This is a genomic window from Pseudomonas sp. GW821-FHT07G06 (assembly GCF_058986625.1).
Map to the genome: position 1 here is coordinate 22,256 of NZ_JBYSVW010000005.1, position 20,106 is coordinate 42,361.

Consider the following 20,106-nt stretch of genomic DNA (forward strand, 5'->3'; position numbering starts at 1 on the left):
CTCCTACAGGGTTTGCTTTCGCTTAGAACGGTGCCGGGCACTCGAAACGCAGGCGCTCGCCGGTCTGGGGATGGGTGAAGGTCAGCATGCTCGCGTGCAGGCACAGGCGTGGCCAGGCCGCCAGCGCCTGCTCATGGGCATAGAGCCCGTCACCCAGCAGCGGATGACCGATCGACAGCATGTGTACGCGCAACTGGTGGGAGCGGCCGGTGATCGGTGTCAGCTCAACGCGGCACCAGTCGCCGCAACGCTCCAGCACGCGCCAGAAGGTCAGCGCATGTTTGCCGAACTCATGGTCGACCACATGCCGCGGTTTGGTCGGCGGGTCGTAGCGCAAGGGCAGGTCGATGCTGCCGCTGTCCAGTTCCGGCTGACCCCAGCACAGGGCGGTGTAGGCCTTTTCGGTTTCGCGGTCGTGAAATTGCCGGGACAGCTCGCGATGGGTATCCGGGTCGCGGGCCAGCAGGATGATGCCGGACGTTTCCCAGTCCAGCCGATGGACGATTCGCGCTTCCGGGTAGCCGTTTTCCTGCAGGCGGGTAATCAGGCAGTCCTTGTTGTCATCGGCCCGGCCAGGGACGGAGAGCAACAGGGTCGGTTTGTTCACCACCAGTACGGCAGCGTCCTGATGGATGATGTGGATGTTGGACAACGGCATTAAAACAGCCTCGTAACAAACGCCAACGGCGGCTCAGACCTCTCGTTCCCCGTAGGAGCTGCCGCAGGCTGCGATCTTTTGATTTTGCATTTCAAAAACAAGATCAAAAGATCGCAGCCTGCGGCAGCTCCTACAAAGGCCCGAGGGGCCTGAGCCGCCGTGGCTCCTGGCGGATCGACTCAGCGATCAGGCAGGGTGATGTTGAGTTCCAGAATCGAGCAGCTGCCCTGGCTTTCCAGTGCGACGTGCACGTCATCGGACCCGATATTGACGTACTTGCGGATCACCTCGACCAGTTCCTTCTGCAAGGCCGGCAGGTAGTCCGGGGTGCTGCGTTGGCCGCGTTCGTGCGCCACGATGATCTGTAGACGCTCTTTCGCTACCGACGCGGTGCTTTGCTTTTTGTTGGCACGAAAGAAGTCAAAAAGGTTCATTGCTTAGTTGCCTCCAAACAGGCGCTCGAAGAATCCCTTCTTCTGTACATCAAGGAATCGATGATCCACGGTCTTGCCCAGCAGGCGGTCAACGGTATCGCTGTAGGCCTGACCGGCATCGCTCTGGTCGTCGAGAATCACCGGAACACCCTGGTTGGATGCCTTGAGCACCGCCTGGGATTCAGGGATCACGCCGAGCAGGGTCACCGAAAGGATTTCCTTGACGTCTTCTACGCCGAGCATTTCGCCTTTGCTCACACGCTCCGGGTGATAACGGGTAATCAGCAGGTGTTCCTTGATCGGGTCTTCGCCGCGTTCGGCACGACGGGACTTGCTGGCCAGCAGGCCGAGCATGCGGTCGGAGTCACGTACAGAGGAGACTTCCGGGTTGGTCACGACGATCGCTTCATCGGCGAAGTACATGGCCAGGTGGGCGCCTTTCTCGATGCCCGCCGGGGAATCGCAGACCACGAACTCAAAGTCTTCCTTGAGTTGCATCAGGACTTTTTCCACGCCTTCGACGGTCAGAGCGTCTTTGTCGCGGGTCTGGCTGGCGGCCAGCACGTAGAGGTTTTCCAGGCGCTTGTCTTTGATCAGGGCCTGTTGCAGGTTGGCTTCGCCGTTGACCACGTTGACGAAGTCATACACCACGCGGCGCTCGCAACCCATGATCAGGTCGAGGTTACGCAAGCCCACGTCGAAGTCGACGATCACTGTTTTGTGGCCGCGCAGAGCGAGGCCGGTACCGATAGCGGCGCTGGTGGTGGTCTTACCCACACCACCCTTGCCGGATGTAACCACGAGAATCTTGGCCAAGGTGTTTCACCCCTAAGGAAAAAGGACTTTTCAGCCCCTGAAAAACATCTCCTGAAAAACTACTGCAGTCGGACAGCCTTGGCTGGAATCCGGTTTTGAGCGGCGCTTACCCCCGGTAAACACTGCTTTCGGCCTTTTTCCTACTTCGTTTGAGCCGTTTTCGCTACGTTTTAGAGATGCTTGGAAAATGCGGCAGTATCCGTTAAAGCCGAATGATGTTCAACACGTCGCCGGACAGGCTGACCTGCACACCCGAACCCCACAGAGGATCGCGGCGCAGATCTTCGGAAACCTTGTAATGTCCGGCAATGGAAATCAGTTCAGCGCTCATTTGCTGACAGAAAATCCGCGCCTTGGTGTCGCCCTTGACGCCGGCCAACACGCGACCACGCATCGGGCCGTATACATGGATGTTGCCATCGGCGAGAAGTTCCGCCCCCGGGCTGACCGAGGAGATCACCACCAGATCGCTGCCCTGGGCATAAATCTGCTGGCCACCGCGTACTGGCGACGTGATGATTTTTGTCGGTTTGATGGTCGGCTCGGGCGGTTTTTCCGGTTTTTTCTTCGGTTCGCCTTCGGTCAGGTCCAGTGGACGCTCCCGGGCACCGGACGGTGGCAGCACCGGCAGGTCGACCGCAATGGCGGCGGCAATGTCTTCGATGCGGCTGGCGCGGATCGCCAGGGTGCGCAGGCCATGCTGGCGGCACACGCGCATCAGGCCGGGCAGATCGACGGCGCCTTCGTTGGCCGGGAGTTTGTCCAGGGCCAGTACCAGCGGCGCGTTGCTGAAGAAGTTGGGCGCCTGGGCGACCTTGGCGGCCAGTTGCCGATCAAGGCTTTCGAGGTCGTTACGGGCCAGTTCCAGCACCGTAATGGCCAGCATGCTGCCCTTCAACTGGAACACGGGATCTTGGTCTAGCGGTTCGGTTTGGCTCATGGTCGGCATACAACGACTTGTCACTAAAAGTGCCGAGACTTATAACGAGAACGCCCGCAGGCCGCAAGCCGGGTCGAACGATGTAGAATGCGCGGCCATTGTCATTCCGGAAGCATTAATGGACCGCCCGCGTTTTCGAAAAGCATTTCTATCTCCACGTTTCTGGCCGCTGTGGTGTGGCCTGGGGCTGTTGTGGCTGATCGTCCAGTTGCCGTATCCGGCACTGCTGTGGATCGGCCGCGTCCTGGGTTCATTGATGTATCGCGTGGCCGGCGACAGACGGCGCATTGCCAAGCGCAACCTGGAACTGTGTTTTCCGGAAAAAACCGCCGCCGAACGCAAACGCCTGCTCAAGGAAAACTTCGCCTCCACCGGTATCGCGTTTTTTGAAATGGCGATGAGCTGGTGGTGGTCGCGCAAGCGCCTGGCGAGTCTCGCTCACGTTGAAGGGCTGGAGTATCTGCAGCAGGCCCAGCGCGAAGGCAAGGGCGTGATCCTGATGGCGCTGCACTTCACCACGCTGGAAATCGGCGCGGCGTTGCTCGGTCAGCAGCACACCATCGACGGCATGTACCGCGAGCACAAGAATCCGCTGTTCGACTACATCCAGCGCCAGGGCCGCGAGCGGCACAATCTCGACTCGCTGGCGATAGAGCGTGAAGACGTGCGCGGCATGCTCAAATTGCTGCGCTCGGGCCGCGCGATCTGGTACGCGCCGGATCAGGACTACGGCGCCAAGCAAAGCATCTTCGTGCCGCTGTTCGGCATTCAGGCGGCGACCGTCACCGCCACGAGCAAGTTTGCGCGGCTGGGCAAGGCGCTGGTGGTGCCGTTCACCCAGGAGCGTCTGGCGGACGGCAGCGGTTATCGCCTGGTGATCCATGCGCCGCTCGAAGGCTTCCCCGGTGAAACCGAGGAAGAAGACTGCATTCGCATCAACCTATGGATCGAAGGCGTCCTGCGCCAATATCCCGAGCAATACCTGTGGGCCCACCGCCGCTTCAAGAGCCGTCCACCGGGCGAGCCGAAGCTGTACGCCAAACGCCGTTGAACCCCGACCCCCTGTAGGAGCGAGCCTGCTCGCGATGGACTGGAGAGCGCCACGGGGCGTCAGGTTACCCGCGTTATCGTTGACGTCCATCGCGAGCAGGCTCGCTCCTACAAGGCAACGTCATCCCATCAAGCACCATGGAGAGTTGTGCATGAGTCCAGCTGAACCGGTTACAGGGCTGATTCTTTCCGGCGGCGGGGCTCGGGCGGCTTATCAGGTCGGGGTGCTGGCGGCGATTGCCGAATTGCTGCCGCCGGGGGCGAGCAATCCGTTTCCCGTGATCGTCGGCACCTCCGCGGGCGCGATCAACGCCGTCAGCCTCGCCAGCGGGGCAATGGACTTTCGTCATGCCATCCAACGCCTGACGGCCTTCTGGCAGGGCTTTCGCAGCCCTCTGGTATTGCGCAGCGACTGGCCAGGGGTCATCCGCCAGGCCAGTCGTTTTGTCAGCCACAGTTTGCTCGGCATCGGCTCCCAGGTTCCGGTGGCGCTGCTCAACAGTTCGCCGCTGCGGGATCTGCTCAACGACAAGCTGCATATGGGCGGTATCGCCGAAGCGATCGCACAGAAGCAATTGCAAGCGGTGGCGGTCACGGCGTTCGGCTATGAGTCCGGCCAGGCCGTCACTTTCTATCAGGGCGGCGGCAAGATCGATGCCTGGTTGCGCCATCGACGCATCGGCGTTCCCACCCGACTGTCGGTTGAACACTTGCTCGCCAGTTCGGCGATTCCGCTGCTGTTCGCCCCGGTGAAAATCGGTGAAGAGTATTTCGGTGATGGCGCGGTGCGTCAGTCGGCGCCGATCAGCCCGGCGCTGCATCTGGGCGCCAGTCGGGTGCTGGTGGTGGGCGTCAGCGGCAACCCCCGCGGTATCGACCCGCAACAACCCTTGCAGCGCAGCTACACCGGGCAGCAGCCAACCCTGGCGCAGATCGGCGGGCACATGCTCAACAGTACGTTCATTGACAGCCTGGAAAGTGACATCGAGCTGTTGCAGCGCCTGAACCAGTTCAGTCACCTGATGCCTGACGGCACACCGACCCGCGCATTGGGCGTGGCGCCGGTGGACGTGCTGGTGATTTCACCGAGCCAGCCGATCGACGAGATTGCCGCGCGACATCGTCAGGAGTTGCCGCCGGCATTGCGCCTGTTTTTACGCGGACCGGGCGCGACCAGGACCAGCGGGGCAGGGGTGCTGAGCTACCTGCTGTTCGAGGCGGGGTACTGCAGCGAGTTGATCGAGCTTGGGCGGCGCGATGCACTGGCCAAGCGCGGGGAGTTGTGCCGGTTTCTGGGACTCTCGGTGGCTGAGGCCGTTTGAACTGTCAGATCTGACAGTAGCTGTGCTCAAGTTTTTCCATCAGATTGAAGCCCTCAGGCAGAGGGTTCGAAGATGGCGGCTGCACAATGGATTGATGCTCACACACCGAGCCTGTCGGTGGTGGATTCGCGCAGTTTGGCTGTGCGAAATGTCGCCTATTGCCGTCATCCGCGGAACCCGTCCATTGAGACTCGCATCACCCGCAATCACTTTGGCGCTGCCGGACGGCTGGTGGCTTCCTGGGACCCGCGATTGTGGGGCACCGCGCCAAAACCGAACCTCGTGACGACGCACAACCTGCAAAATCAGCCTCTGCTGGTGGACAGCGTCGATGCGGGTTGGCAGCTGAGTTTGCTGGATCAGGCCGGTATGGCGCGATCGTTCTGGGACGGTCGCGGGAGCCAGCGGCACACTGAGTACGATGAGTTTCTGCGTCCGACGATCGTGACGGAGCAGATGAAGGATGAGATGTCGCGCGTGTCCGAGCGTTTTGCTTACGGCAGTGCGGGAGACGAGTCTGCTTTCCATAACCAATGTGGCCAACTGATTCGCCATGACCATCCGGCTGGCCGGCACAGCCTTTGCGAATATGGCGTGGGTGGTTTGCTTCTGGCGGAAGAAACCCGCTTCATGCTCGATCTGCCCCTGCCGGATTGGTCGTCCGAATCCGCCGATGCGCGCCTGGAGGGCGAGGCTTTCAGGACGGTTCAACAGTATGGGCCTTCAGGGGAAATGCTCTGCCAGACAGACGCCAGGGAAAACCTGCGTATCTTCGCTTACAACCTGTCTGGCGAGTTGCGGGAAACCCGACTGAGGTTGGCTGGCGCTTCCGGCCCTCCTCAAGTACTGGTGGGTGACATCCGATATGACGCCCTTGGCAAGGTTGAAAGTGAGCTTGCGGCAAATGGTGTCCTGACTACAGCCCGGTACGCGGCTGAAGATGGACGGCTGGCCGGATTGCTCTCTTGCGATGCCCGAGGCGTGGCGCTTCAGCACCTCGAATATGCCTACGATCCGGTCGGCAATATCTCAAGTGTCGAAGACAAGGTGGCGTTGACGCGCTATTTCAATCATCAGCGGATCGACCCGTTCAATCGCTATCGCTATGACAGCTTGTATCAACTGGTTGAAGCCACTGGCCGGGAAGTCAGCCAGCCCGGTCATGGTCCCGCATTACCTGCCTGGCAAACCACACCGCTGGACCCCAACCAGTTGCGCAATTACACGCAATCCTTCAACTACGACGCCGCCGGCAATCTGCAGACCCGTCACCATAGCGGTGCGCAAACGTTTGAGATGTTTACCTCGACCGCCAGCAATCGTAGCGTTGCGGAGGAAGGCAATCTGGCGGATGGCTTCGATGCCAATGGCAATCAGCGGGAACTGTTGCGCGGCCAGGCAATGAGTTGGGACATTCGCAATCAATTGAGTCGCGTGACGATGGTGCGGCGTGAGGATGGGCCCGACGATACCGAGTGTTATTTCTACGACAGTCCAGGGCATCGACTGAGAAAGGTCCGACTCACAGAGACGGCTCGTCGCACACTGCGTGCTGAAGTTCGTTACTTGCCGGGGCTGGAAATCCATCGGGATACGGCTACCGGCGAAGAGCGGCATGTGCTTAGTGTCGAGACGGGGCTTAGCCGTGTGCGGGCCTTGCATTGGGTCGAGAAGTTGCCCAAGGGCGTACGCAATGATCAACTGCGTTTTTGCCTGAGTGACCATCTGAACTCGTGCACGCTGGAACTGGATGAGCAGGGAGCGTTGCTGAGTCGGGAGGTTTATTACCCGTTTGGCGGGACGGCGTTGTGGGCGGGTGTCAGCGAGACCGAGGCTGAATACAAGACGGTTCGTTACTCGGGTAAAGAGCGGGATGCGACCGGGCTTTGTTGTTATGGGTATCGGTATTACGCACCGTGGTTGCAGCGGTGGGTGAGTGCGGATCCTGCTTTGGTTGCCAATAGTCTTAATTTTTTTAGTTATGTTTTGAATAACCCACTGGCGCTCAAGGATTTGTATGGGTTAGTGGGGGAGGATTTTAACGATCTACTTCTTCAGAATGATCATGAAAACTTAAGGGCGACTATAGGTAAGGCTGTTGTTGTGCGGCAGCAGGCTGTGCTGTTGGATTTTAACTTGGCGGACGATGTGCATAAGCGTACCTATCTGGAGGCTTATACGTTTGAATCAGGACCTTTTGTTAACGACTATTTAAGAACAGGTAAGCAAAGAAATTACCCGGAAGGGTACTTTCATAAAGAGGCTCGCATAGCCAGCGACAATGCGAGTCGTGTATTTGACTTGGCCAATATAGTAGGCGTGCTTCCTCACACCGGTGCTGTAACACTCTATAGGGGTGGGTCAGGGAGTCGTGGTACGTCGGGAGCTTTTTTTCGACAAGGTCGTTTAGGTACCGGAGATGTGTTGATCAATACCGATTTTGCTTCATTTACAGAAAACCCCATCGTTGCCGCCGAGTTCGCGGGATTTCGCTCAGGTGATGAAGGTCGCAGGTTTGACGAGACCTCTGTAATTTTTGAAATCGATCATCATTTTAGCCCCAAGCCTTTGGCACCAATATCCTTAAGGAGTGGTTACCCATTCTTTGAGTCTGAGTCACTGGCAAATCCCGGTGCGGCGTTTGAAATTATATCGGTAAACCTGACGGATATTTTACTGGACGGGCAGGAACAGAATTATGTGAAGGTGTCCATGTGTGAGGTAAGCCCTCCCAAGATAGCGGTTGGTAATGGAGTATTTGGGTCGGCTATTGTTTTACCTGACAATGTCTTTGATATGCGCACGGGCGAGCCTATAGATTTCGATGGTTTTGAGCAGCGCTTGGGGCAGGCATCCAAGCAGATTTTAAATGTCTATTACTAATGAAGGAAGTTGTGAAAATATCTGCCCGATATAATGACTATCGGGCGATATCTATTTAAAGGTTTTTTATCAGAAGTGAACCTTGACCAGGAAGCTGGTCACGCTCTGATCCGTCTTGAAGCCCTGACTGTCTTCAATCCCGTACTTGTTTTTCCAGTAATCATACTCGACACCCACGTACAGCTGCTTTTCGCCAAGGTTCAGCGCTTTGCCCAGGTCGTACTTGACCTGCGGATTGAAGTGCAGGTTGGCGTGGTATTCGCCTTTGCTGTTGACATCGTTGTCGACGACCCAGTCCATGAAGCCGTCGATCAGCACGTCCGAGTCACCCACCGGGATGGTGTAGGACCAGACCGGCGAGACCTGCCAGATATTGTCGCCCGGGCGGTCGCCTTCGGTGTGACGGTTGTAGAAGTTCAACTGGAAGTAGTCGAAGCCCGGGATGGCCAGGTCGAAGCCAGGGCCGATCAGGTAGGACTCGGTGTCGTCTTCACCGAACTCGTAGGTCATGGCCAGCAGGACGTCCTTGATCGGGCCTAACTCGAACTTCTGGTCGAAGATCTTGTTGAACGACAGGCGCGGGCTGAGCTCGCCATAGTGGGTGTTTTCACCCGCGAAGTGGTCTTCCTTGCCGTTGTAGAAGATCTTGTCGATGAAGAAGAAGTTGTCGCCGTACTTCCAGCCATCGGCGTGTTCGAAGGTCACCGTCTGCTGGATGCGCGGGTTGACCTGGAAGTCCTTGCCATACAGGTAGGTCAGGCTGTTGGTCTGCCACTGCAGCAAATCGCCGGCCATGGCCTGGCCCCCGGCCAGCATCGATCCCGCCAGCATCAGGCTAGTGCACGTACGTTTCATTCGGTTGCTCCCAAAAAGTAGGTGGTTCCACGTTATTTTTTTAAGGTCGGCGCTCTGGTGTGGCGCCTGTTTCCGTAGCGGTAAAAAATGATCCAGTCGGTCAGCTTTGGTGCTGATAGCAAGAGCTGAGCCAAGGCTTTCGAAAAGCAAAAAAACTCCCGCTCGACGGCTCAAAAGCGGTCGATTGAGAGGGGTTTTGGAGTGCCTTGGTGCCTGCCAGCGCCGGGATAAGTTGGCCTGCTGGTCAGGTTTTACATCCGGGCTTTTTTTTAAACCGGATTCGGGCGGCCGCGGAGAATACTGACTCCTCGGCCAGGTCTCAAGTGCTCCGCAACGGCGCACCGACGACAGGTTTGGCGCACGGTTGCGGGGCAGCATCAGAAATGCACCTTCACCAGCAGGCTGGTGGTGTTTTCATTGGTGTCGAATTTGCCGCTGTTTTCGATGCCGTATTTGTCTTTCCAGTAGCTGTATTCAGCGCCGACGTACACCTGTTTCTCCCGCCAGCCCAGGGCCTTGCCCAGGTCGTACTTGATCTGCGGGTTGAAGTGCAGGTTGGCGTGATAGGTGCCATGGGCGTTCTGGTCGTTATCCACTACCCAGTCGATGTAGCCGTCGATCAACAGGTTCGAGTTGCCCAATGGCAGGGTGAAGGACCAGGCCGGCGTGATCTGCCAGACATCGTCGCCGGGACGCGAGCCTTCGGTCTGGCGGTAATAGACGTTCAAGGTGAAAAAATTGAAGCCCGGTACCGCGAGGTCGAATCCGGGGCCGATCAGGTAGGCCTCGGTGTCGTCTTCGCCGTTCTCGTAGGTCATGGCCAGCAGCACGTCCTTGATCGGGCCAAACTCGAAGCGACGGTCGAGGATCTTGCCCAGGGAGAGGCGCGGGCTGAACTCGCCGTAGTAAGCGTGGACGCCCTTGTTCCGGTCTTTCTCGCCGTTGTAGTAGGTGCTGTCGATGAACATGAAGTTATCGCCGTACTTCCAGCGATCGGCGTGTTCGAAGGTAATCGTCTGCTGGATCGACGGGTTGACCGCGAAATCCTTGCCGTACAGATAGCTCAGGCTGTTGGTCTGCCACAGCAGTAAATCGCCGGCCATGGCTTGACTCGCGGCCAGCAGGCCAGCACCCAACAGCAGGTTGGTTTGTGTCCGAATCATCTGTTGCTCCCTCTTGTTTTTATTTTTAAGGCGCATGTAGCTCTCCTGTGGGAGCGGGCTTGCTCGCGAAAGCGGTGCATCAGTCAACGATGATGTTGAGGCTGATGGCCCCTTCGCGGGCAAGCCCGCTCCCACAGGTTTTGTGGCTTTCGTCTGTTAATGCGTGTGTGCGTGACAGTCGTTGATGGCCGCGCGTTCGGCGCCGCCAAGGATGTTGAACAGCAGGTTCAGCGTCAGCGCGCTGAGGGTGGCCATGGCGATGCCGCTGTGGGTGATCGGGCTCATCCACACGGGCAGGTGGGCGAAAAACTCCGGACGTACCACCGGGATGAGGCCCATGCCGATGCTCACCGCCACCAGCAACTGGTTGCGACGGTCACCGATGTCGGCTTCCTGGAGAATCTTGATCCCGGTGGCGGCGACCATGCCGAACATCGCAATCGCTGCGCCGCCCAGGACTGCCGGAGGGATCGAGGCCACCAAGAACGCGGCCTTGGGCAGCAGGCTCAGGACGATCAGCAAACCGCCGGCGACGATGGTCACGGAGCGGCAGCGCACACCGGTCATCTGCACCAGGCCGATGTTCTGGGCAAAGGAGGAGTGGGTGAAGGTGTTGAAGAACCCGGCGAAGAACGAGGCGCCGGCATCGCACAGCAAACCGCGACGCAGCATCCGTGGGCAGACTTCCTGGCCGGTGATCTTGCCCAGCGCAAGAAACATCCCGGTGGACTCGACGAAAATGATCACCACCACCAGGCACATCGACAGGATCGGTGCGAGTTCGAATTTCGGCATGCCGAAGTGCAGCGGCGTAACGAATTGCAGCCATGGCGCCTGCGCCATGCCGCTGAGGTCGACCATGCCGAGCAGGCCGCAGAGCACGTAGCCCAGGCACATGCCGATCAGCACGGAAATGTTGACCCAGAAGCCGCGCATGAAACGGTGCACCAACAGGATGGTGCCCAGCACCAGGGCGGCGATGGCCAGGTAGATCGGCGAGCCGAATTGAGCGGCGCTGGCACCGCCACCGGCCCAGTTCACGGCCACGGGGAACAGCGACAAACCGATCGAGGTGATGACCGTGCCGGTCACCAGCGGCGGGAAGAAACGTACGACCTTGGACATGAACGGCGCGATGAGCATGCCGAAGAAACCGGCGGCGATGGTCGCGCCGAAGATCCCCTGCAGGCCGATACCGGGCATGCCGGCCATGGCGACCATGCTGCCGACGGCGGCGAAACTGGCGCCCATCATCACCGGCATGCGAATGCCCATGGGGCCGATGCCGAGGGACTGGACGATGGTGGCGATACCCGCCACCAGCAGGTCGGCGTTGATCAGGAAGGCGATTTCTTCACGACTCAGGCCAGCGGCCTGTCCGATGATCAGCGGCACCGCGATGGCGCCACCGTACATCAGCAGAACATGTTGCAAACCGACCAGGATCAGTTGCAAGAGGGGCAAACGCTGAATGGCGGGTGCGTCGGGGATGCGCGCTGCGGATAGCTCGGACATGCAACACCTCGGATCTTTTTTATTCTTGTGATTTACAGCCGCAACGCTGCCGGCAGCTGTATTCGAATCAGGTTGGCCGCTTTGCGGCCATTCGCGGGCAGGCCCGCTCCCACAGGATCTGTGTTGCCTGTGTGGGAGCGAGCCTGCTCGCGAAGCTTTTAACGATTAATTGGTCTGGGCTCCCTGCACAATCCAGGCACCGATCAGGTCACGTTCCTGCTGGGTCATCTGGGTGATGTTGCCCAGTGGCATGATCTGGCTGGTGACGGCTTGCGCCTGGATCCGCGGTGCGTTCTGGCGGATCTGCTCGGGGGTGTCGAACATCACACCGGCAGGGGCCGCACTGAACAGCGGGCTGGTGGGCTTGGCCGAATGGCAAACCGCGCAACGTTCCTGAATCACGCTGTGCACTTTGTCAAAGGCAGGGCCGGCGTTGGACGCTTGCACCGGAGCGGCGGCTGGCGCTTCTGCAGGTTTGGCTTCAGCGGGTTTCAAACCACCGCCCACTGCGGTTTCCGGCAGCGGCTGGTATTCGATCTTCGCGGGTGCCTTGGCCACTTCCGGGCTGTTCAGCGGCGCAGGGCCGGTGACGTAAGCCAGGCTGATCATGCCGACGGCTGCGACTGGAAGCGTCCAGGCAAACTTGTGGCTGTCGTGACGGGTGTTGAAGTAGTGACGCACCAACACCGCCAGTACCGCGATCCCGGCCAGGATCAACCAGTTGTACTGGCTGCCGTAGGTGCTCGGGAAGTGGTTGCTGATCATGATGAACAGCACCGGCAAGGTGAAGTAGTTGTTGTGACGCGAACGCAGCAGGCCTTTGGCCGGCAGGGCCGGATCCGGCGTGCGGTTCTCGGCGATCGCCGCCACCAGTGCGCGCTGTGCCGGCATGATGATGCGGAACACGTTGCCGACCATGATGGTGCCGATGATCGCGCCGACGTGCAGGTACGCACCGCGACCGCTGAACACTTTGCTGAAGCCATAGGCCGCGCCGATGATCAGCACGAACAGGATGAAGCCAAGCAGGGCAGGGCGTTTGCCCAGGGCCGAGTCGCACAGGAAGGAGTAGACGAACCAGCCGATGAACAGCGAGCCGATACCGATGGCCACGCCTTCAGGACCGCTCAGGGTGCTGCCCGGAGCCAGCAGGTAGAGCGTCGGGTTGGAGTAGAACACCACGCACAGCAGCGCGATCCCCGACATCCAGGTGAAGTAGGCTTCCCATTTGAACCAGTGCAGGTTGTCCGGCATGGTCGGTGGAGCCAGCTTGTATTTTTCCAGGTGGTAGATACCGCCGCCGTGGATCGCCCACAAATCGCCGGCCAGGCCGGTTCTCGGGTTGACCCGGTTGAGGTTGTTTTCCAGCCAGACGAAATAGAACGACGCGCCGATCCAGGCCACGCCAGTAATCATGTGAACCCAGCGCACGCTCAGGTTCAGCCATTCCAACAGATGTGCTTCCACAGTCTTTACCTCTCGCCTGTCACTCTGTTGTCGAGTGATCAGACCTTCTCTTATTGGTGGGGGGCGAGGATCAAACGCTCATCCTCTTTGAAAAAATGCTCATCGCAGTTATTGCCTGTGCCACTGCGATCAACCACCAGGAAGTCATCCCGCTTTTCGATCGTCAGCACCGGGTGGTGCCAGACGCCGCGATGGTAATTAATGCCCTGCCTGCCGTTGGTGACGAAGGCGCGGACCAAGCCTGATACAGGTTCATCGCCAAGTGGCGCGACCACGATCAGAAAGGGGTTGCCGAGCAGCGGAATGAAAGCCTGGCTGCCCAGCGGATGGCGCTCCAGCATGCTGACGGTCAGCGGCATGTCCTGCGCGTCGGCGCGGAAAATGCTGATGATCGCGTTGTCCTCTGGCTTGGCGGTTTCGACCGTCGCCAGTTTATGGAAGCGCATGGTCGAACCGTTGTTGATCATGAAGTGATCGCTGCCGTCGGTTTCGATCACGTCACCGAAAGGGGCGAAGGCTTCTTTGGTCAGCGGTTCAATCGTCAGTGTGCGCATGCTGTTCTTCTTATCCAAAATTCGTTATCGATTCACCGTGCCCCTGTAGGAGCTGGCGAAGCCTGCGATCTTTTGACTTTGCTTTTTAAGATCAAAAGATCGCAGCCTGCGGCAGCTCCTACAGGCTCAGCATTACTTCGCGACCTTGCCCAAAACGCGCAGGCGGCTCACACCACCATCCGGGAACACGTTCAGGCGGATGTGGGTGATCGGACCCAGTGCCTTGATCTGCTCGGCGAAGGTGTGTTCGGCGTGCATTTCCAGCTTCTGGCTTGGCAGCAGTTCGCGCCAGAACAGCGATTGGGTTTCGATCTGGCTGTCGGTGCCGCCCTTCACGAAGGCGCCCTGGATCGAGCAGCTGTCCGGGTAGTTGCCCTTGAAGTGCAGGGTGTCGACGATGACTTTCTCGACTTCGCCGGCATGACCCAGCGCGACGATGACCCAGTCATTGCCCGGGGTACGGCGACGCGCGGTTTCCCAGCCGTCGCCCATGTTGATGCCACGGCCCGGGTTGAGGATGTTGCTCATGCGGCCGAAGTGTTCATCGGAGCAGGCGAGGGCGCGGCCACCGTTGAGGGCGGCTGCCAGGTCGACTTGCTCGTTGTCGCCGATGGCCGACCAGTCGCGGAACGGCACGCCGTACACACGCAGACGGGCCACGCCGCCATCCGGGTAGATGTTGAAGCGCAGGTGGCTGAAGGCCTGGTCGTTGCTGATTTCGTGGTAGTGGTGGCTGTTGCCTTGCAGCTCGACGGCGGACAGCACTTCAGTCCACTGGGTGTTTTCATCAGGCTCGCCCGACGCCAGGAAGCAGGCTTCCAGGGACGCCGACGGCGGGAAGTTGCCGGTGAAGAATGAAGTGTCGATGTCGACGCCCTTGATCGAACCCGGTACGCCCAGGCGGATCACGGCGCTGTCGAAGCCTTCGAAGCGCTTGCGGCGCGATTCCCAGCCGTCCATCCACTTGCCGTTGTCATCGAACACGCCCTCCTTCCATACGGCCGGGGTCGGTTGGAACAGACGGTTGGCGTCTGCGAACCAGTCATCGGTGACCGAGATGATTTTGGTGCCCAGGCGGGCATCGGCCAGGTTGACGAACTTCTCGAAAGGTACGGCGTAAGCTTTCATTCTTCTTGTCTGCCTTTAATAAGTTGGCTTGGGATGCTTGCAAGGCCCTGGGCGGTTTCGGCGTTCATGAAATCGCTGGGCCAGGCTTGCTATAGGGTCAGTAATCGGAACAGGGCGATCTTGTTGATCTCCGCCAACGCGCACTTGAACTCGGTGTCGACCGGGTTGTGGATGCGCGTTTCGAACGCTGCGAGGATCTGATGCCGGTTGCTGCCTTTTACCGCCATGATGAAGGGAAACTTGAACTTGGCTTTGTAGGCGTCGTTCAGCTCGGTGAAGCGCTGGAACTCTTCGGCCGTGCATTGGTGAATACCGGCGCCAGCCTGTTCATGGGTGCTGGCTTCGGTCAGTTGACCCTGGACGGCAGCTTTGCCGGCCAGGTCCGGGTGAGCGTTGATCAGAGCCAACTGGCTGGCGTGATCGGCGCTCAACAGGATGTCGCTCATGCGCTGGTGCAGGGTTTCGATCTCGTCGATCGAAGCGTCCTGGCCCAGGTCGAAGGCCTTCTCGGCCACCCATGGCGAATGTTCGTAGATGTCGGCGAAAGCTTTGACGAAGGCGTCGCGGCTCAATGTCGATGGCTTCAATGTTTGAAAGGCGCTCATTTCGCGGCCCCTTGGTACGGGTGGGTTTCCTGCCAGTGGCGCGCGATGTCGACGCGACGGCTGAACCACACCTGTTCATGACTTTTAGCGTATTCGATAAAGCGCTTGAGCGAAGCCAGACGCGCCGGACGGCCGATCAGGCGGCAGTGCAGGCCGATCGACAGCATCTTCGGTGCTTCGGCGCCTTCGGCGTAGAGCACATCGAACGCATCCTTGAGGTATTCGAAGAAGTCGTCGCCCTTGTTGAAACCCTGGACCTGGGTGAAGCGCATGTCGTTGGTGTCCAGGGTGTACGGAATCACCAGGTGCGGCTTGCCGGTCGGGTTGTTCGGCTCCCAGTAGGGCAGGTCGTCGTCGTAGGTGTCGCAGTCGTAGAGGAAACCGCCTTCTTCCATCACCAGGCGACGGGTGTTCGGACCAGTGCGGCCGGTGTACCAGCCCAGTGGGCGTTCACCGGTGATTTCGGTGAGGATGCGGATCGCTTCGAGCATGTGCTCGCGTTCCTGGTTTTCGTCCATGTACTGGTAGTCGATCCAGCGGTAGCCGTGGCTGCAGATCTCGTGGCCGGCATCGACCATGGCGCGGATCACGTCCGGGTGACGCTGGGCGGCCATGGCCACGGCGAAAATGGTCAGTGGAATATCGAATTCCTTGAACAGTTTCAGGATCCGCCAGACGCCGGCACGGCTGCCATACTCGTAAAGGGATTCCATGCTCATGTTGCGCGCGCCTTGCAACGGCTGGGCAGACACCATTTCCGAGAGGAAGGCTTCGGACTCTTTGTCGCCGTGCAGGATGTTGCGCTCGCCGCCTTCTTCGTAATTGAGTACGAACGACAGGGCAATACGGGCATTGCCCGGCCAGTGTGGATGAGGAGGGTTACTGCCGTAACCGACCAGGTCGCGTGGGTAGTCAGCGCTCACTGCAGGCTTCCTTCTTGTTCGATGATGACGGTTGGTGTGACGCCGCTGAAGATTGGTTGGCAGGCTGGCGTCACAGCGATGGGCTGATTGTATACAACTTTATATTCACTTTGTAAGCCTGAATTTTCGCATTTTTAACCGACTGTCATCTTTTACTGCTATTGGCGTGAGCCTGCAAGAAATCTGCCTGACTGGTCAGTAATTTGATGGAGGCTTCATGGACTGTGCTGTTCGGCGGGAAATCGGCGGTAAATGTGAGGGTGCCGGGTATAACGCGAAAAATGTCGTTTTTATTGTGTACAATTTTTTTGAAAAGTGTCTTAATCAGTCGCTCGCCGCAACTTTTCGTGCTCCGAATCGGTGCGGTCTCCTTTTCAACTGACTTCGGGAGGCGCGAAGTCTGACTGCTCCACGCAGGCAGGCGCGCAGAATCAATGGGACGTTTGACTACACACGTTTTGGACGCAGCACACGGTTGCCCGGGCAGCTCGATCAAGGTTGAGTTGTACCGCGTTGAAGGATCGCACCTGGAATTGGTCGCCAGCGCGGTAACCAACAGCGATGGCCGTGTCGATGCACCGTTGCTGCAAGGCGATGACTACCGCACCGGGGTCTATCAGGTTCAGTTTCATGCCGGCGATTACTACCGCGCCCGTGGCGTCAAGCTGCCAGAGCCGGCCTTCCTGGATGTCGTGGTGCTGCGTTTCGGCATCTCTGCCGAGCAGGATCACTACCACGTGCCGTTGTTGATTTCACCTTACAGCTACTCCACCTATCGCGGCAGCTGATCCCCCAAGCAGCTGCTGCACCCTGGAAGCGACTGCGCATATAGCTTCTTTGGTCTTTCGCCCGCTCACACTGCGGGCTTTTTTTCGTCTGTGAAAAAATCAAAAGATCGCAGCCTTCGGCAGCTCCTACGCGGGATATGTAGGAGCTGCCGAAGGCTGCGATCTTTTGCTCTTGCTGTTTAGCGGCTCAGCAGAGACGCAGCCCCCGCGCCACTGAACAACCCCGCACTGAGCCGGTTAAACCAGCTCTGGCCCTTGCCACTGCGCAGATACCGCGCCGCACCATGGGCGCCGAGGCCGTAGGCGAGCTTGCACAGCAGGTCGAGCACGGTCCAGGTGACAATCATCACCAGCAGCTGCGGCAGGAACGGCTGTTCGGCACTCAAGAACTGCGGCAGGAAAGCGGCGAAGAACAGGATGTCCTTCGGGTTGCTGGCGCCCAGCATGAACGCACGCCCGAACAGTGCGCGAAAGCGTGGCACCGGCGCGGCCTGTGGCACTTCAGCGCCATGGGAAGGCAGGCGCGATTGCTGCCAGCTCTGCCAGGCGAGGTAGAACAGGTAAAGGGCACCCAGAATCTTCAGGGCGCTGAACAGCTGTTCCGACGCCAGCAACAACGCACCCAGGCCTAGCGCCGAAGCACTCAGCAGGCAGATCGATGCGGACACGCCGCCGAGAAAGGCCGGGTAAGAGCGGCGCAGGCCGTAATTCAGACTGTTGCTGATCATCAGCAACGACAGGGGCCCCGGGATCAGGATCACTATCAGCGCAGCGCCGCTGAACAGCAGCCAGGTTTCCAGACTCATCACTTTCCTCCATTTGCACAAAAGCCTCACCCGACGGGGTGAGGCTGTTTTGAAGCGGGTCCTGCGTAAGGCTTACAGGAAGATGAACTTGGCGATGAAGATCGCGCAGAGCACCCACAGACTGACGGAGATTTCCTTGTACTTGCCGGTACCGGCCTTCAACGCCACGTAGGTGATGAAGCCCAGCGCGATGCCATCAGCGACCGAGAAGGTCAGTGGCATCATGATTGCGGTGACGATCGCCGGGATGCTGTCGGTCGCTTCATCCCATTCGATGTGGGCCATGCCGCCCATCATCAGCATTGCCACATAAATCAGTGCGCCAGCGGTGGCATAGGCGGGAATCATGCCGGCCAGTGGTGCGAAAAACATTGCCGCTATAAATAGCACACCCACGGTGACTGCGGTAAGACCAGTCCGACCACCCGCAGCGACACCGGCAGCACTTTCTACATAGCTGGTCACTGGCGGAACACCCACCACCGCACCGAATACGCTGGAAGCACTGTCGGCTTTCATGGCGCGGGAGAGGTTTTCGATGCGGCCGTCGGCGCCCACCAGGTTGGCGCGCTGGGCAACCCCCATCAAGGTGCCGGCGGTGTCGAACATGTGCACGAAGAGGAACGCCAGGACCACGCTGATCATGCTGACGTTGAACACGCCGGCGACGTTCATGGCCATGAAGGTAGGGGCGAGGCTCGGTGGAGCCGACATGATGCCCTCGTAGTGCACCAGGCCCAGACCCCAGCCAGCGAGGGTCACGGTGATGATGCTGATGAGGATCGCGCCGAACACCTTGTGATAGCTGAGGATGGCGATCATCAGGAAGCACACGGCGGCGAGCAGCGGGCCGGGTTCGCGCAGGGAGCCGAGCTTGATCAGCGTCGCCGGGCTATCGACGACGATACCCGCGGTTTTCAGGCCGATCAGCCCCAGGAACAGACCCACGCCGGCGCCCATGGCGAAGCGCAGGCTGACCGGGATGCTGTTGAGCAGCCATTCGCGGATTCGCGAGAAGGTCAGGATCATGAACAACACACCGGAAACGAACACCGCGCCGAGGGCGGTTTCCCAGTTGTAGCCCATGGTGCCGACTACGGTGTAAGTGAAGAAGGCGTTGAGCCCCATGCCTGGCGCCAGGCCGACCGGCCAGTTGGCGTACAGGCCCATCAACAGGCAACCGAGTGCCGCAGCGATACAGGTGGCGACGAAAGCCGCGCCATGATCGATCCCGGCATCAGCCATGATGTTGGGGTTGACGAAAATGATGTAAGCCATCGTGATGAAGGTTGTCAGACCGGCAATCAGCTCGGTCTTCACCGTGGTGCCGTGCAAACTGAGTTTGAACAGACGTTCCAGCAAGCCATTGCGTAGTGGCGGCGAGAGATCCAGCGTCGATGCTTCGGATTTGCGGCTTTCCACAGCGAGTACTCCTCAAGAGTTTTATTGTTATTTCCAGGGCCGGACCCATGAGGGTGGCAGCGGCCCTTTGAGGCACTTGCGAATTTGTTGACCGCTTGGTCAGGAACTCGCACGAAGTGGATTATGCTTTTGTATACAAAGAAAGCAAATAATGTTTTTCATTTTGTCGACGAAAAGTTTGGCAGTAGGGATATATCGCCAGGCATGACGCTTTCGCGAGCAGGCTCGCTCCCACAGGAAAATGCGGTCCATTGTGGGAGCGAGCCTGCTCGCGAAGGATTTCCAGGTCTCAGATTTTTTGTTGATTCTCACCAAGCGCCAGATTCACCGCCAGCCACCCATTCACCGCCGTCTCCCCAGCCTCGGCAAACACCCGCTCCAGCAATTTCACCTGCTCACGCCTCAATGCCTGTTCAAACCGCACACCTTCAGCAGTCAACTCCAGCAGACGCTTACGCTTGTCCGTCTCGGACGCGACGCTGTCGACCAGATGCATCTCCAACAATTGTCGCAACGGCATGTTCAGCGCCTGCTTGCTTACGCCAAGCAAGGCCAGCAGTTCCTTGACGCTCAGGTTCGGATAGCGGGCGATGAAAAACACGATGCGTTGATGCACCCGGCTCAGGCCGCGGCGTTCGAGCATTTCATCGGCCTTGGCGGTGAAAGCCTGGTAGCCGAAGAAAAACGCTTCCATGGCTTGCTGTTGGGAAAGCGGGTTTTTAAGGTCAAGCATGTTGACGTATCCATTCGAAGAAGCGTAATTTCGGTCAACAAGTT

Annotated in this window: 19 protein-coding genes; 4 read left to right on the top strand and 15 right to left on the bottom strand. The window is 59.0% G+C overall.

The genetic code is table 11. From position 1 onward, the window contains the following. Positions 1–22: 22 nt before the first annotated feature. The 4 genes from AC3WJW_RS11240 to minC all read right to left on the bottom strand — a co-directional run bounded on the left by AC3WJW_RS11240 (position 23) and on the right by minC (position 2,848). A complete protein-coding gene (locus tag AC3WJW_RS11240) occupies positions 23–658 on the bottom strand; it encodes an RluA family pseudouridine synthase (protein ID WP_007974948.1) in 636 nt (211 codons plus the stop codon). Positions 659–837: 179 nt separating this feature from the next. Beyond that, positions 838–1,092 (bottom strand): cell division topological specificity factor MinE, encoded by a 255-nt coding sequence (gene minE, locus AC3WJW_RS11245; RefSeq protein WP_007974947.1) that lies wholly within the window; start codon positions 1,090–1,092, stop codon positions 838–840. Positions 1,093–1,095: 3 nt separating this feature from the next. Further along, positions 1,096–1,908: a septum site-determining protein MinD gene (gene minD / locus AC3WJW_RS11250; RefSeq protein ID WP_007974946.1), complete on the bottom strand. Its 813-nt coding sequence runs from the start codon at positions 1,906–1,908 to the stop codon at positions 1,096–1,098. Between the two features lie 202 nt (positions 1,909–2,110). Further along, entirely contained in the window at positions 2,111–2,848 is a 738-nt protein-coding gene (gene minC, locus AC3WJW_RS11255) for a septum site-determining protein MinC (protein ID WP_007974945.1), read from the bottom strand. 118 nt (positions 2,849–2,966) lie between these two features. Here minC and AC3WJW_RS11260 point away from each other — a divergent pair, with 118 nt between their 5' ends. The 3 genes from AC3WJW_RS11260 to AC3WJW_RS11270 all read left to right on the top strand — a co-directional run bounded on the left by AC3WJW_RS11260 (position 2,967) and on the right by AC3WJW_RS11270 (position 8,103). Continuing rightward, a complete protein-coding gene (locus AC3WJW_RS11260) occupies positions 2,967–3,899 on the top strand; it encodes a lipid A biosynthesis lauroyl acyltransferase (RefSeq protein WP_493726034.1) in 933 nt (310 codons plus the stop codon). 151 nt (positions 3,900–4,050) lie between these two features. Further along, the gene (locus AC3WJW_RS11265) at positions 4,051–5,220 is read left to right on the top strand and encodes a patatin-like phospholipase family protein (RefSeq protein WP_493726035.1); all 1,170 of its coding nucleotides are present in this window, start codon (positions 4,051–4,053) and stop codon (positions 5,218–5,220) included. 72 nt (positions 5,221–5,292) lie between these two features. Next, positions 5,293–8,103 (top strand): RHS repeat domain-containing protein, encoded by a 2,811-nt coding sequence (locus AC3WJW_RS11270; RefSeq protein WP_493726036.1) that lies wholly within the window; start codon positions 5,293–5,295, stop codon positions 8,101–8,103. Positions 8,104–8,172: 69 nt separating this feature from the next. Here AC3WJW_RS11270 and AC3WJW_RS11275 read toward each other — a convergent pair whose 3' ends face one another. The 8 genes from AC3WJW_RS11275 to puuE all read right to left on the bottom strand — a co-directional run bounded on the left by AC3WJW_RS11275 (position 8,173) and on the right by puuE (position 16,313). Then, positions 8,173–8,958: an outer membrane protein OmpK gene (locus AC3WJW_RS11275; RefSeq protein WP_493726037.1), complete on the bottom strand. Its 786-nt coding sequence runs from the start codon at positions 8,956–8,958 to the stop codon at positions 8,173–8,175. Between the two features lie 377 nt (positions 8,959–9,335). Next, positions 9,336–10,121: an outer membrane protein OmpK gene (locus tag AC3WJW_RS11280; protein WP_493726038.1), complete on the bottom strand. Its 786-nt coding sequence runs from the start codon at positions 10,119–10,121 to the stop codon at positions 9,336–9,338. A gap of 156 nt (positions 10,122–10,277) precedes the next feature. Continuing rightward, positions 10,278–11,636 (bottom strand): nucleobase:cation symporter-2 family protein, encoded by a 1,359-nt coding sequence (locus AC3WJW_RS11285; protein WP_493726039.1) that lies wholly within the window; start codon positions 11,634–11,636, stop codon positions 10,278–10,280. 165 nt (positions 11,637–11,801) lie between these two features. Continuing rightward, entirely contained in the window at positions 11,802–13,103 is a 1,302-nt protein-coding gene (locus AC3WJW_RS11290; protein WP_493726040.1) for a urate hydroxylase PuuD, read from the bottom strand. A gap of 50 nt (positions 13,104–13,153) precedes the next feature. Continuing rightward, positions 13,154–13,657, bottom strand: coding sequence for an ureidoglycolate lyase (locus AC3WJW_RS11295; protein WP_008146154.1), 504 nt, complete (start codon positions 13,655–13,657; stop codon positions 13,154–13,156). A gap of 132 nt (positions 13,658–13,789) precedes the next feature. Next, positions 13,790–14,785, bottom strand: a complete 996-nt coding sequence (gene alc, locus AC3WJW_RS11300) for an allantoicase (protein WP_007974931.1) — start codon at positions 14,783–14,785, stop codon at positions 13,790–13,792. A gap of 89 nt (positions 14,786–14,874) precedes the next feature. Then, on the bottom strand, positions 14,875–15,390 hold the full coding sequence (uraD, locus tag AC3WJW_RS11305) for a 2-oxo-4-hydroxy-4-carboxy-5-ureidoimidazoline decarboxylase (protein WP_007988147.1): 516 nt from the start codon (positions 15,388–15,390) through the stop codon (positions 14,875–14,877). Then, on the bottom strand, positions 15,387–16,313 hold the full coding sequence (puuE, locus tag AC3WJW_RS11310; RefSeq protein WP_102673301.1) for an allantoinase PuuE: 927 nt from the start codon (positions 16,311–16,313) through the stop codon (positions 15,387–15,389). Before puuE ends, uraD begins: the two co-directional genes overlap by 4 nt. Positions 16,314–16,747: 434 nt before the next feature. On the opposite strand from puuE, the gene uraH reads away from it, so the two are divergent. Next, positions 16,748–17,101 carry a hydroxyisourate hydrolase gene (gene uraH, locus AC3WJW_RS11315; protein ID WP_493726041.1) on the top strand — a complete coding sequence of 118 codons (354 nt, stop codon included), beginning with the start codon at positions 16,748–16,750 and terminating at the stop codon, positions 17,099–17,101. 179 nt (positions 17,102–17,280) lie between these two features. Here uraH and AC3WJW_RS11320 read toward each other — a convergent pair whose 3' ends face one another. The 3 genes from AC3WJW_RS11320 to AC3WJW_RS11330 form a co-directional block, all read right to left on the bottom strand. Continuing rightward, complete coding sequence (locus AC3WJW_RS11320) at positions 17,281–17,907, bottom strand: LysE family translocator (protein WP_493726042.1); 627 nt, start codon at positions 17,905–17,907, stop codon at positions 17,281–17,283. Between the two features lie 72 nt (positions 17,908–17,979). After that, positions 17,980–19,329: an NCS2 family permease gene (locus tag AC3WJW_RS11325; protein ID WP_104449813.1), complete on the bottom strand. Its 1,350-nt coding sequence runs from the start codon at positions 19,327–19,329 to the stop codon at positions 17,980–17,982. A 289-nt stretch (positions 19,330–19,618) separates the two neighbouring features. Continuing rightward, complete coding sequence (locus tag AC3WJW_RS11330; protein ID WP_428608009.1) at positions 19,619–20,062, bottom strand: MarR family winged helix-turn-helix transcriptional regulator; 444 nt, start codon at positions 20,060–20,062, stop codon at positions 19,619–19,621. Positions 20,063–20,106: the final 44 nt, after the last annotated feature.

What these genes read in the sequence shown, in the direction of transcription:
- minC (WP_007974945.1), bottom strand. Translation starts at nt 2,848, where the DNA reads ATGAGCCAAACCGAACCGCTAGACCAAGATCCCGTGTTCCAGTTGAAG.
- AC3WJW_RS11240 (WP_007974948.1), bottom strand. Translation starts at nt 658, where the DNA reads ATGCCGTTGTCCAACATCCACATCATCCATCAGGACGCTGCCGTACTG.
- alc (WP_007974931.1), bottom strand. Translation starts at nt 14,785, where the DNA reads ATGAAAGCTTACGCCGTACCTTTCGAGAAGTTCGTCAACCTGGCCGAT.
- uraD (WP_007988147.1), bottom strand. Translation starts at nt 15,390, where the DNA reads ATGAGCGCCTTTCAAACATTGAAGCCATCGACATTGAGCCGCGACGCC.
- AC3WJW_RS11265 (WP_493726035.1), top strand. Translation starts at nt 4,051, where the DNA reads ATGAGTCCAGCTGAACCGGTTACAGGGCTGATTCTTTCCGGCGGCGGG.
- AC3WJW_RS11275 (WP_493726037.1), bottom strand. Translation starts at nt 8,958, where the DNA reads ATGAAACGTACGTGCACTAGCCTGATGCTGGCGGGATCGATGCTGGCC.
- AC3WJW_RS11260 (WP_493726034.1), top strand. Translation starts at nt 2,967, where the DNA reads ATGGACCGCCCGCGTTTTCGAAAAGCATTTCTATCTCCACGTTTCTGG.
- AC3WJW_RS11330 (WP_428608009.1), bottom strand. Translation starts at nt 20,062, where the DNA reads ATGCTTGACCTTAAAAACCCGCTTTCCCAACAGCAAGCCATGGAAGCG.
- AC3WJW_RS11270 (WP_493726036.1), top strand. Translation starts at nt 5,293, where the DNA reads ATGGCGGCTGCACAATGGATTGATGCTCACACACCGAGCCTGTCGGTG.
- AC3WJW_RS11295 (WP_008146154.1), bottom strand. Translation starts at nt 13,657, where the DNA reads ATGCGCACACTGACGATTGAACCGCTGACCAAAGAAGCCTTCGCCCCT.
- uraH (WP_493726041.1), top strand. Translation starts at nt 16,748, where the DNA reads ATGGGACGTTTGACTACACACGTTTTGGACGCAGCACACGGTTGCCCG.
- minE (WP_007974947.1), bottom strand. Translation starts at nt 1,092, where the DNA reads ATGAACCTTTTTGACTTCTTTCGTGCCAACAAAAAGCAAAGCACCGCG.
- AC3WJW_RS11285 (WP_493726039.1), bottom strand. Translation starts at nt 11,636, where the DNA reads ATGTCCGAGCTATCCGCAGCGCGCATCCCCGACGCACCCGCCATTCAG.
- AC3WJW_RS11320 (WP_493726042.1), bottom strand. Translation starts at nt 17,907, where the DNA reads ATGAGTCTGGAAACCTGGCTGCTGTTCAGCGGCGCTGCGCTGATAGTG.
- AC3WJW_RS11280 (WP_493726038.1), bottom strand. Translation starts at nt 10,121, where the DNA reads ATGATTCGGACACAAACCAACCTGCTGTTGGGTGCTGGCCTGCTGGCC.